At 45.6% G+C, this 12,406-nt stretch carries 10 protein-coding genes; 6 read left to right on the top strand and 4 right to left on the bottom strand.

The annotated features are described in order from the left end of the window. The coding region (locus tag C7B77_RS12495) for a prephenate/arogenate dehydrogenase (RefSeq protein ID WP_106304926.1) at positions 1-806 on the bottom strand (806 nt) is incomplete at its 3' end. Positions 807-1,201: 395 nt separating this feature from the next. Here C7B77_RS12495 and C7B77_RS12490 point away from each other — a divergent pair. The 4 genes from C7B77_RS12490 (at position 1,202) to C7B77_RS12475 (ending at position 5,683) form a co-directional block, all read left to right on the top strand. Further along, complete coding sequence (locus tag C7B77_RS12490; protein ID WP_106304923.1) at positions 1,202-1,633, top strand: hypothetical protein; 432 nt, start codon at positions 1,202-1,204, stop codon at positions 1,631-1,633. Between the two features lie 147 nt (positions 1,634-1,780). Beyond that, positions 1,781-2,158, top strand: coding sequence for a hypothetical protein (locus C7B77_RS12485; protein WP_106304920.1), 378 nt, complete (start codon positions 1,781-1,783; stop codon positions 2,156-2,158). 112 nt (positions 2,159-2,270) lie between these two features. Next, entirely contained in the window at positions 2,271-2,675 is a 405-nt protein-coding gene (locus tag C7B77_RS12480) for a hypothetical protein (RefSeq protein WP_106304917.1), read from the top strand. A gap of 287 nt (positions 2,676-2,962) precedes the next feature. After that, on the top strand, positions 2,963-5,683 hold the full coding sequence (locus C7B77_RS12475; protein ID WP_106304914.1) for a hypothetical protein: 2,721 nt from the start codon (positions 2,963-2,965) through the stop codon (positions 5,681-5,683). A gap of 190 nt (positions 5,684-5,873) precedes the next feature. Here the strand turns inward: C7B77_RS12475 and C7B77_RS12470 are convergent, their stop codons facing one another. Next, positions 5,874-7,115: an MFS transporter gene (locus C7B77_RS12470; RefSeq protein WP_106304911.1), complete on the bottom strand. Its 1,242-nt coding sequence runs from the start codon at positions 7,113-7,115 to the stop codon at positions 5,874-5,876. A 666-nt stretch (positions 7,116-7,781) separates the two neighbouring features. Between C7B77_RS12470 and psbA the strand changes: the two genes are divergently transcribed. Next, a complete protein-coding gene (gene psbA, locus C7B77_RS12460; protein ID WP_106304905.1) occupies positions 7,782-8,864 on the top strand; it encodes a photosystem II q(b) protein in 1,083 nt (360 codons plus the stop codon). An 82-nt stretch (positions 8,865-8,946) separates the two neighbouring features. On the opposite strand, the gene C7B77_RS12455 is transcribed toward psbA, so the two are convergent. Both C7B77_RS12455 and C7B77_RS29215 read right to left on the bottom strand, forming a co-directional pair. Further along, the gene (locus tag C7B77_RS12455) at positions 8,947-10,071 is read right to left on the bottom strand and encodes an amidoligase family protein (RefSeq protein WP_106304902.1); all 1,125 of its coding nucleotides are present in this window, start codon (positions 10,069-10,071) and stop codon (positions 8,947-8,949) included. A gap of 130 nt (positions 10,072-10,201) precedes the next feature. After that, the gene (locus tag C7B77_RS29215; protein WP_219892128.1) at positions 10,202-11,152 is read right to left on the bottom strand and encodes an RICIN domain-containing protein; all 951 of its coding nucleotides are present in this window, start codon (positions 11,150-11,152) and stop codon (positions 10,202-10,204) included. Between the two features lie 330 nt (positions 11,153-11,482). Here C7B77_RS29215 and C7B77_RS12445 point away from each other — a divergent pair. Then, the coding region (locus C7B77_RS12445; RefSeq protein WP_106304899.1) for a competence/damage-inducible protein A at positions 11,483-12,406 on the top strand (924 nt) is incomplete at its 3' end.

The following is a 12,406-nucleotide window of genomic DNA, read 5'->3' as shown; positions in this document are numbered from 1 at the left end:
GTCGTTAATAAATCCTCAATTGCCAACCATTGGTTTTGTTCGATCGAATCAATAATACTATCCAAGCGATCGCGATAGCCATGCAATGCTTTCAATAGCGCATCGCGATTGTATTGTGCCATCATCATCCCCATTTCGGGATTGCCCGCTCCCACCCGACTGGTATCTCTAAAGCCAGTGCTGGCAAACTTTTTGGCTAAATCGAGGATTGTCGGATCGGCTTGTGCCAAACAAGCACTAATTAAGCTCCCACTCACCATTACAGGTAAATGCGAAATCCACGCCACTGCCAGATCGTGTCGATCGGGTGTCGTATGATAAATGACAGCATCGAGCGATCGCACTAACTCCTTGACTGTATTTAGGGCTGAAGGCACCGTAATTGGGGTGGGGGTCAAAACATAAGGTCGATCGGCAAATAGACCCTTTTCAAAAGCAGTAATCCCACTCTCAGAGTTACCAGCCATCGGGTGTCCGCCTACAAAATTAGGCCATAATTCTGTCGCCCGATCGACGATCGCGCCTTTGACAGATCCGGCGTCGGTGATGATTGTCTGCAAATCTAGCAGTGGTACTAATTGTGCCACCGTGGGGAGAATTGCCGCAATTGGCGTACAGATAAAAATGACCTCAGTATCCTGGAGGCTCGCCAGATTGCAACTGGCTCGATCGCATATGCCCTGCGCTATGGCAATTTCGCACGTAGCCTGCTGGCGGCTCACTCCAACTACTTCGTGCCCCAATTGCCGAAAATCCCAGCCCAGCGACGCGCCAATTAATCCAATTCCAACGATCCCAATCTTCACAACTTATCTATGTATTAGTGAGTTGTTCTATTGTGCCATGAGGAGTTTTTAATTTTAGATACTTCGGCTTCTGCGTTGGCAAGAGCCTGCCGTAGGAACAAGCAGACGCTACACAAATTGCTGCTATCGACTATCTACTATTCACTATCCACTATCCTAAGTATCTAATGTGTCACTATAAAGCGAGTAAGTAAATACCGAATCCGTAGATCCACTGACGCCAATTTAGCGATTGTTAAGCAGTTTGTTACACAAAATCCACGGTAATTCAAGGATTCTGGTTTTTTTCTTCATAGCTAAAATTTATTTTGATGGATGTGTTGATAATCACATTTTGATGGGAAAGATATAAATGTGGTACTAAACCACGTTACCCGATTCAAGGAAAGATTATTATGAACGTTTCGCTCAAATTCGCGACTGGTATCGTTTTGGCTGCTGGTATGTTGGTTGCTTCTGGCAACGTTGCTCGTGCTGGTGAAGGCGGCGCGGCTGGTAGCGTCAGCATCAAATTTGCTGCTACTAACAGCGCGATCGGTCCTCTGCCTGCAACAACTCCCGATGTAGATCGTTTGTCCAGCTCCGTTGCTGTTGGTAAAAACTTCGCCTTAGCTACTGGTTTTACTGAGACTGCTACTGCTGGTGAAACTCGTACTTCAGCTATTGGGGGCGGTGGTACTGCTACTTTGGCTAATGCTAATGAGGCAACTGCGCTCTATACAGGTACTGCTGAAACTGGTACTACTTTGGCTACTAATCAAGCCAACCAATTTGGTACGGGTGGAGCGGCAAGTTTGGCTCCAATCACTGGCGTTACCCTTCCTTAAGAAATTCAACCAGGACTGTCGATCTTCGGTTCGATATCGCCAAGCGAGTTATTTTTTCAAGCTAGTTATCTAGATCTGTAAAAGCTAGTAACAACCCAGATCGCTAACGATCTGTTCACACATTCAGTATCAATTAAGGACAAAATCATGAAAGCTTCGATCGTATTTGCGACTGGTTTAATTTTAGCTGCTGGTGCAATCGCCACTCCTGCTTATGCCGGACAAGGTGGTGCCGCAGGTAGTATCTCCGCTGACTTTAGTACTGGCAATCGTGTAGAAGCTACTGCTGGTGCAGTAGCTGTTGGTAAAGACAGTGCGATTACCACAGCTCGTACTACTGATACCAGTCTTTCCGCAGTTGCTGTTGGTAGTGCTGGCCAATTGGGCGTAACTGGCCTGAATGCTACTGCTGTTGGCTATACTGTTGCCGCAGATGCTAACATCGGTACCATTCAAGGTAACAACTATACTGCTGCCGCACGACCCAATCTCCGTCTCGGTACTGGTGGTGTAACTATTCCTTAGTCAGTAGCTAAAAAGATCGATCTTGCCGGATCGATCTTTTTGAGTGGATCTGGCTATTACCTAGTAGTTAGGCTAGATCCACCATTATACCTCATCTCCATCACGAACATAAATGAAAGCTGCATTCAAAGGGGCGATCGCGAGCGCGATCGTATCTAGTCTGGCGATCGCCTCGATGGCGGTTGCGGCGCGTGCCGATGGTACTCGCGCGATTGGGGTGGTAGCGGTTAGCTATGTCGGTACCAGAATCGATAGTGTCTCTAGTGCGATCGCGGTTGGCAAAAATTCCGCAGCAGGAACGGCTAGCATCAATGGTACGGAAACTGCGGCTTCGGCAATTGGCAGCGCGGGACTACTAACAGTGACAAATCCTAATACTACTAGTGTTGGTTATCAAATCGGTGCTGAGTCAGCAACAGAGCTGGGCACTCCAGCAACAACAACGCCAGTTTCAACAAAACAAACTGTCGATAATCTCGATGGTCAGCCTAAAGCCGTTACTATTGTTATTCCCTAATTAGTCGATCGCGTTGGCGTAGCCTCTCTGAAAGAGAATCGACAAAAAATATCTCGATCGATCTAGCTGTTACTTTGGGCACATTAATTACATATAGAGCTAATAAATCTGCCCTAAAAATATTACTTTTACAACTCCACTTCGATCTAGACTCGCAATCGATCGATGTAAATTTTCGCGCGATCGATTAACTAAAAAACAAATCTACCTTACCGATTCAATCGCCAATTATATACAAATCGAACTGTTTTGATGTAATTGGCTCGAAATTCATATGTGCGATCGTTATGCTAAAACTCTGGGTGCCTGCTACTAATTTAACATCCGATAACTCTGTTGGCAAGCTATTAATACGCTCGCTACAAATAGGTTCTACACAGGATACGCGGATAATTTTTATTGTTTATCTAATTGTTTTAACTACTTATCTGTTGTTAGATTTGACTAAACGATCGGCACTAGCCAGTCCCAATTTAGTACCGAGCGATACCAAAGGTATGGAGCAGCCCAAACAGAGTTTTTGGCAACCTCAAGCGATCGCGACTAACGCTCGATGCGCTCTCCCACTGTTGCCAGCACAGCCAGCTCATCCAGGCGCGGCACAAAAGTCAACCAATTTACTAAAATCTTGCTATTTAGAGCGACAAAATCGCCCATTGGCAGACACGATCGCGCTAAAAGAGGCGATCGATTGGGTCAAATATATCGAACTCTTCGACCTCAAGCGGCTAAATTCGGACACACCTACCGCTCCAGTGCCAAATAGTCAAAATAGCTCGAATGCAGACCAGATTGCCTTGACAGACTCGATCGATTGGGTCAAGTATATCGAAATTTTCGACCTCAAACAGCTAAATCTGCTCCAACCTGGCGATCTATTCACGCTGCCATTATTTCCGCGCACCTTTCCCCCTGTACCAACCGATCGACCATTTGTCGCACCTAGCGCGCCACTCGTTCCCGCGCTACCGCAGCCAAATTCCACGCCGATTCAAAATCCCAAACTTCAGCCATCGCCAGCTACCGTTACCGATCCGCGCTATCTCATCGCTCCCCGCCAAATCGATCTCGGCCAATTCAATCCCGCGCTGACTCAGATCGTTGTCAATGATGTTCCCATTAACCATCGCAGCCAAACCGAAGTCACTGGCGGTATCGAAACAGGCGATCGTCGCACCACTGATGTCGGCCTAAATGCCACCACCGCGTTCGGTGTGCAAGCACAAGAGAGCGTCTCCAATAAGCGCGTTTATCGGCTCGACTATCGGAGTAACTACAGTCAAATCCGCACCCTGCGCCAGCAACGTGCGATTAAGACTACTACCATTATTCCCGAAACCCTGTTTGGGATGCGCCAGCAAATTTCCTTTACTGGCGACTGTTTCGCAGGGATGAATGGTGGCAGCTCTGTTTCTGCCACGGGTGAAAAGCTAATTTGTAGTTATCTGCCAGGACTAAAGACCGATGAGAGTACGATAAATCAACAAACACTGCTGCCAACTCGGATTCCCAGCACATCGAACTTCGGAGACATCGCCACCCCCGCCTCATTATTGGCGATGAAAGAACCGGGATTTCAAGGTGGTGCTGACGGACAACTCATGGGTTTGGATTTCTACTTTCCGCGCATCGGCGCGCAACCGGGGAATACTCAGTCGCAAACTAGTAGTTTCGATCGATTTGAATCGAACACCACCGTACCGATGGTATCTATCGGTCGCGTCCATCAGGTCATCCTCGCTAACGGTACGAATACTGCCATCTCCCGGACGGTACGCGGCTTTAACTATATTTTGAACGATGCCAATTCGGGTTGGAATGCGGCAATTTCTGCCGCTACAGAGTTATTACCCGATCTCGAAACCTCGCTCCCCAATGGTAAAAAAGGTGGCTCTACAGCAGTCGATCGCAATTTAATCTTAGCCACCAACAACAATCGCACTCCAGAAAATAGCTTTACAGCTTACTATAGCGGCATCGGTACGGGCAAAACACCCAAAGAAAATGGGTTTACCAGTGCCAACTATCATGGGATTTGGATTGGGTTTTCGCCAGTTATCGAGCGGCAAGTCGCGATCGTCTCACCAGTTTATCAACTTCTTGGCCCCGAACGGGTGGTACTAGCTGCTGGCGGCGAAGGTGGCCCTGAGAGCAATTCTGAAGTGATTGCGGCAGTGAATCAAACTGATTTTGACTCATCGACAATTACTAATGCTTACGTTCAAACCTACCTTACTACATACGAACGCGAAGTCAATACGATCTCTAGTACCACGATCCGCGAACGTACCAATTATTTTCCCCATCTGAGTGCGACGGGGAATATTACCACTGCCGATTCGGTATTACGTTACTACACGGGATTTATTTTCAACCCCAATAATACTAGTGTCGCCAGCGCACACAAGGCATATGCAGGCGTCGATTTTACTAAGGTCGATGGCAAATTGAGTTACAACCTGGGAGCAATTGGCTATCTCAATCCTGACTCCGAATACTACAGCAAACTTACGGGCACGATCTCCCAACAACTCAGTCTCGGCAAAAATCCTGCTTACAATATGAGTCTATTTGCAGGCTTTAACTACGCGATCGATGGTACCAAAATCTTCGATGAAGTTAGCTTCAAATCTGCCAATAGCTATGTTAACGTCGGTGCCAGAGCTAATCTGGGAAGTGTCTCAGTCGGGACTAATTACTATATTGCCACTGGGCTGACCAATTCGATCGGCGATTTGATATCGACTAATGCCTCGTGGCGAATTAGCGACGGACTCGTCTTAGCAGGTTACTATACACCAGTAAATAATAATGTCGCTCGATCTCCATTTGGCGCGAGTGCCAGCATTCGCCTTGGCTCCAATTCTTACAGTCCGACGCTTTCGTTAAGTTGGAATCGCAATGAAACCGATCTCGGTATCAATGCCGATAATACTAGAGGTGGCGTAAGAGATAATGTCTTTTCGATCTATCTCCGCTTCGATTCTCCACCTAATTCTTTTAAATAATTTTAACTTTCACAATTTTAATATAGCTATAAAAATACCCCCGACTTCTTTAAGAAGTCGGGGGTATTTGTGAGGATATTCTCAATTTTCACAAGCTCGATGAGCGAGCTATTTAATAGCATGTTATTGAAATCGCCATGCGATTGCCAACCGTGGATCGCAAGATAGCTCTTAAAAATATGCAGCCGGATCAAACATTAAACCGATTGTATTGACGCTGAGTCCTAATTGCCAAAAGTAATACGCCAAAAGCACAGATCCCAGCTACATATAGTGGATAGCCATAACTAGCATAACTCTGCATACTCACCGCCGAACCAGTCTGTCTGGCTACTCGCTCGGCAGTTTCGATCGTGTTTTTGTCTACCAAAAGTGCTGCAATGACGGGGCCTAGTCCCGTTGAAATACTTAAATATGCCGCGTTCAATCCCGCTGTCATTCCCTGTTCTGATGGTTTAGAGTTAAGCGAGATTAGATTGCTAATCATTGGCTGAATTAGTGAATTAAAAATTGAGAATATTAAGCTTACCATCACAAAATAAATGACGTTTGGAATCACTGGCATCAATATAAAGCAGGCACCTCTAAAAAATAGCCCCATAAACATAATTTGGGTAGCACTGAATTTTTTAGTTAATAACTTAATACCTTTCGTTTGCATCAATGCCCCGAATACACCAAAGCTAAAAAATAACAGATCGAAAGAAGGTAAATCTCGATCGAGTACCTTCAGGAAATAAGCTTGAAAGCCAAATGTAAACATCCCAAACGTAGTCCCTGTCAGAAAAGTTACCATCAGCAATGCACCAACACCAGGGATCGAAAAGCCAGACAGCATTTTTTTCATCAGATCCCAATCGAAGATCCGATCGGTTCTAGGCGCAGGCTCTTTGAGTGTTTCTGGTAACGTCCAAATAGTTAAAATCAGCGCAATTGTCGCAAACAAGGAAGAAGCTAAAAAAGGTGCTCCTAAAGATATCTGAGTAGTAAAGTAGCTAATTAATGGCCCGACTATAAACCCAATTCCTAATGACGCGCCGAATAAACCAAAAGCGCGCGCGCGTTCTTGTGGTTTAGTGATATCTGTAATAATTGCTTGCGCCACCGAAATATTACCCCCAGTAATGCCGTCTAAGAATCGGGCGGCAAATAAGACTATGGAATTACTAGCAGTCCCAACAACTAAATTGGCAATTACCGTCCCAGCTAGACTAATAATTAATAGTGGCTTGCGACCAAATCGATCGGATAGTTTACCAATAATTGGAGCAGCTATAAACTGAGAGAGTGCATAAATTGCAAACAGAAAGCTAGTTTGGAAGTCACTCAAGCCAAAGTGTTTGCCATAGTGATAGATATTCAGGATTAATGCGATCAAACTCAGCGCATTTACAAAATTGATAAACAGTACGATACGCAAGATCGGGGTCATTTTCTATGTGCAGATAACGGGGTTAAGAATCTAAGTTATTTGTAGATCGACTCAGCCAGTCTATAGGGCTACATTTCTACTTATTTTCTTTATTATCGACACGAGTTAATTCAAAATTAATATCGCCCTGACCTAATATCCTAAATTGGTAGATTAATTATCGAACGTGAGTTTTATCGACGCACTCATCGATCGAAACTTAGCATTTTGGAGATCTAATTGGAGCGACCGCTACAAATGTCAGTGTGCAATTATCGAGCCTCAAACCCGATCGATTCGATGTAAAAAGCTGAAATCATTACCAGACGCAGATCCTATCGATCGACGTAGTAAGACGAACAGTAGATTCGATCGATTCGTCCGATCTACTCACATTTTGCACCAATACTTGCTTACTATTATTTTGTGGTAGGGAGAAGGGCAATGGGTAAATGATAGATGGAGAGCATGTTCCTCATTTGCGCGAGATCGATGTTGTAGTTAGCAACTCAACTCAGATCGCCATATGTACAGAGGATGACTCGCACGACAGACATAACAAAAACTGATGAGAGTCATCAGCTCTGCAAACCTGAGAAAGGTTTACAAACCTTAACAAAGGCGTTAACTTAAGGACATACATAAACAACAAACCGTTCCACCAGGAACACAAGCAATCATAAAACAATGACCACAACCTTACAACGCACCCAAGAAGCGAACATCTGGGAACGCTTCTGTAGCTGGGTAACCTCCACCGAAAACCGCATCTACGTCGGTTGGTTCGGCGTCCTGATGGTACCAACCCTCCTCTCCGCCACCATCTGCTTCATCATCGCCTTCATCGCCGCACCCCCAGTAGACATCGACGGCATCCGCGAACCAGTCGCAGGTTCCTTAATGTTCGGCAACAACATCATCTCCGGTGCTGTTATTCCTTCCTCCAACGCCATCGGCTTACACTTCTACCCCATCTGGGAAGCAGCTTCCTTAGACGAGTGGTTATACAACGGCGGCCCCTACCAACTAGTAGTATTCCACTTCCTCATCGGAGTATTCTGCTACATGGGTCGTGAGTGGGAACTTTCCTACCGCTTAGGTATGCGTCCTTGGATCTGCGTCGCTTACTCCGCACCTGTTGCAGCAGCAACCGCAGTATTCTTGATCTACCCAATCGGTCAAGGTTCTTTCTCCGACGGTATGCCTTTGGGTATCTCCGGTACGTTCAACTTCATGATCGTCTTCCAAGCCGAGCACAACATCCTCATGCACCCCTTCCACATGTTGGGAGTAGCTGGTGTCTTCGGTGGTAGCTTGTTCTCCGCAATGCACGGTTCCTTGGTAACTTCTTCCTTAGTTCGTGAAACAACTGAAGTTGAAAGCCAAAACTATGGTTACAAATTCGGTCAAGAAGAAGAAACCTACAACATCGTTGCAGCTCACGGCTACTTCGGTCGTTTAATTTTCCAATACGCTTCCTTCAACAACTCCCGCGCACTGCACTTCTTCTTGGGTGCATGGCCTGTCGTTGGCATCTGGTTCACTTCCTTGGGCGTCAGCACCATGGCGTTCAACCTCAACGGTTTCAACTTCAACCAATCGGTAGTTGATTCGCAAGGTCGTGGCATCAACACTTGGGCCGACATCATCAACCGCGCTAACTTGGGTATGGAAGTCATGCACGAGCGTAACGCTCACAACTTCCCGCTCGACTTGGCAGCGGGTTCAGCTACTCCTGTTGCTTTGACTGCTCCTGCTATCAACGGTTAATATCTGTTCGAGTTTGAGATTGATAAGAAACCCCCTCACTAGTGAGGGGGTTTTTGCATGGAGACATCCAAAATTAAGCCAATTATTTTTTATCCTTTACGGCCTTTTTAGCAAGATCTAGCCAATCGTTTTTCTGAGATTTAGACAAAGGTAAGATATCTAGTAAAGATTTTGTATTCTCGATCGAGCATACCTTAATCTCTCTAGTTTTGATGATTTTTGACTCCAGCGAACACTCTAAAATTGCAGCAAATAAAGATGCAGCCTCAACGATCGGTTGACTCTCAAGGTAGACTGGTAAAATCCGCACTTCGATCGTGTTTTTGTTAGGAATATTGTAAATACAATTGACTAGGTTAAAATCGCAATATTTAGTTAGATTTGCCAACTGTAATTTTGCCTGAACTTCTGGCCAAGTGAGATTGCGAAAGCCTGGTACTGAGACTATTTCGACTAAAGAACTCGACCAGCGACCCAAGCGTCGGCAATGCGGATTGGTGCCCATCAATTGTTTGAGAATATCGCCATAGATCCAGAGTAAATTGACAAGATTGGCGATCGCATGAGCCGATTGTAGAGCGGTTGCATCGAAATGAATGTGAGTCGCACCCTCTAATGGAGCAGTAAAATTAAGCGATCGAGCTAGACTTAATAATTCTTCCAATCGCTCTGCATGATGTGTCGATATTGGAGCAGTAATTAGCTCGCAGGGTCGCTCTCTTTCGCCCGGTAATGGGGCCGCGATCGCGATCGAAGCTCCGACCTCATCATTAACTCGAATCATCCCGCCTTGCCCAGATTCGGGCATAGTGCCGAATAACTGCGCGATCGGTTGCATCACTTCTGTTAATGGTAGTTGTGGATCTGCTTGCTGTTTAATCAGTCGCAATAATCTTTCGTCATCACTGACGATCCGATACCAACCAGCTTTTGGTAAGGCATTCCGATTGAGATCGGCTTGTAATGTCAGATCGTCTACACATTTGGCGATCGAATTTTGCTGGGCATCTAATACCTCATAACCGATCGTTAAATTATGAAAAATCGGCACGCCTGGTACCTTGCTCGGCTCGGATTGAGGATGAAAAAACGATCGAATGCTACCTTGATAACGATCGCTAATCGCCTGCGCTAAGTCGAGACGACTTTTGCGCGGCGGGGCTAATAATTCGATCTCAATACCAATTTTCCAATTAATCTCAGTCACGATCTTTTGCTCTTAATTCTCAATTACAGCACTTTTCAGGTTTGTGAGGTACAGAAACCCGACTTCTTGCAAGAAATCGGGTTTCTGAATCCATTATGGTGTACCTTATCAATTTGCAATCTGCTGTAAGTTATGGAGTGTCGCTCTTGGCCCAGTATTGTCCAGAGAAATCACCGCATTGAGCCATCGTCAATCGATTATTCCTACCATCATTGATGATATCTAAACATTTATTCATACCTGTAAATTGAGTTGTCAATCGATACGTACCAGGATTTTTCCTACTAGGCGATAGCGTCCAAAGTTGACCGGAAAAATTACCACATGTAGCCATAGTCAATCGATTATTTCTACCATCATTGATAATATCCAAACACTTATCTGTGCCCGTGAATTGAGTTGTCAATCGATAAGTATCCGAACTTGTCCGACTGGGCGATAGCGTCCATTGTTGACCCGAAAAATTGCCACATGTCGCCATGGTTACTCGATTGTTTCTACCGTCATTGATAATATCCAAACATTTATCCCGTCCGGTAAATAGATTAGTCAGACTAGATGTGCTCGCCCGATTGGAGATCGGCTGGTTACGATCGGATTTTTTAGCAGCTTGATGGGCTTCGCGGACAACTTTTTTGGCTAGGGCTAAGTTACCGTCTTCTAATTTACCCGTCAGACTGGCTTTAGCCGTTTCGACAGAGATATTCCAGTGGGAGGCAAGTGCCACAGCATCTCCATAACTAAAATCGCTACTATAGTTACACACCCCTCGTCCGCTATAAGCTCGGCGTGCGGCTGCGAGTTTATTGGAGACGCGACCTGGAAAGGCGGCATAACCGAGAATCATTTTACCCGCTCTAATTTTGGCTCCATAGGGGTTAGTTTGCCAAGCGGTGGCTAACATTTGAGCGTCGCAGTAACCATAACCACCATTAAAATAAGCATTAACAATCTGCTGGGTTTGGGACTGGGCAGATGCAGGTTGACGCAGCAGATTCAAACCACAAAAGACAATGAAGCCCAGAAATGAAGTGCGAACGATAAGCTGTAAGAAAGATTTAGGGGTTAGGGTTTGGGACATTTGCTTGGATAAAGTTGAGAGTATAGTAAAGTATATGAGTAACTACTACGTAACTCTCACTATTCATTACGTAAATGTTGCACAAGTTTAATTAAAGATAAAGATCGCTGCACTCGATAAATCGCTAGCTTTGTGCGATCGAATAAGTAGATGGACACAATTAAAGTAACAATGACGAAATCGCCCTCACCCCGCCCTCGCCTCCGGCTCTGGCTCCCCTCTCCCAAGCTTGGGAGAGGGGCTGGGGGTGAGGGCAAAAGGCTAGCATTTTACATTTAATTTCACCTTTCTACTTAGTACCCACCCGCCCCTATCACTCCTGACTAACTTATGGCTGCTGAAGTAATCTGTGTCGGTACCGAATTATTGCTCGGTGATATTCTTAATAGTAATTCTCAATATTTAGCCAAAGAACTCGCTGCGCTGGGAGTACCGCACTTTTATCAAACAGTAGTAGGGGATAATATCGATCGAGTCCATCAAGCGATCGAGATTGCGGCTAATCGATCGAGTATCTTAATTTTTACAGGTGGTTTGGGGCCGACGCCAGATGATTTGACTACAGAATCGATCGCTAGTTATTTTAATACTCCATTAGTAGAACATCCCGAAGTCATCGCCGATATTCAGCAGAAATTTGCTCAAAGTGGGCGAATCATGACACCGAGCAACCGCAAACAAGCACTCCAACCCGCAGGTGCCGATGTTTTGCCCAATCCGACAGGGACGGCACCAGGAATGATTTGGCAGCCGCGAGCGGGATTGACGATTTTTACTTTTCCAGGCGTCCCGCGCGAGATGCAACGCATGTGGCGGGATACAGCCGTTCCGTTTTTAAAAACTCAGGGTTACGGCCAAAATACGATTTATAGTCGCAGTCTGCGCTTTTTTGGCATTCCCGAAGCCGCCTTAGCCGAAAAGGTGAATCATCTGTTTAACTCTGCCAATCCCACTGTCGCGCCTTACGCAGGCAAAGGCGAAGTCCGATTGCGAATTTCCGCCAGAGCGGCAAATGAAGCAGAGGCAAATGCACTCATAGAACCGATCGCGCAAGAAATTAAACAAATTGCGGGGGTGCATTACTATGGTGACGATGAGGATACTTTGGCTAGTGTCGTCGGTGGTTTGTTAAAGGCCAAAGGACAAACTCTCTCTGTCGCCGAATCATGTACTGGTGGCGGTTTGGGACAGATGCTGACCGATATACCTGGCAGTTCTGAATATTTTATGGGTGGTGTAATTTCCTATGCCAAT

Origin of the sequence: Chamaesiphon polymorphus CCALA 037, from assembly GCF_003003845.1 — a bacterium.
GTDB lineage: Bacteria > Cyanobacteriota > Cyanobacteriia > Cyanobacteriales > Chamaesiphonaceae > Chamaesiphon > Chamaesiphon polymorphus.
The sequence above is the reverse complement of the archived record's forward strand: the minus strand, read 5'-3'. Positions and strand labels throughout refer to the sequence as shown.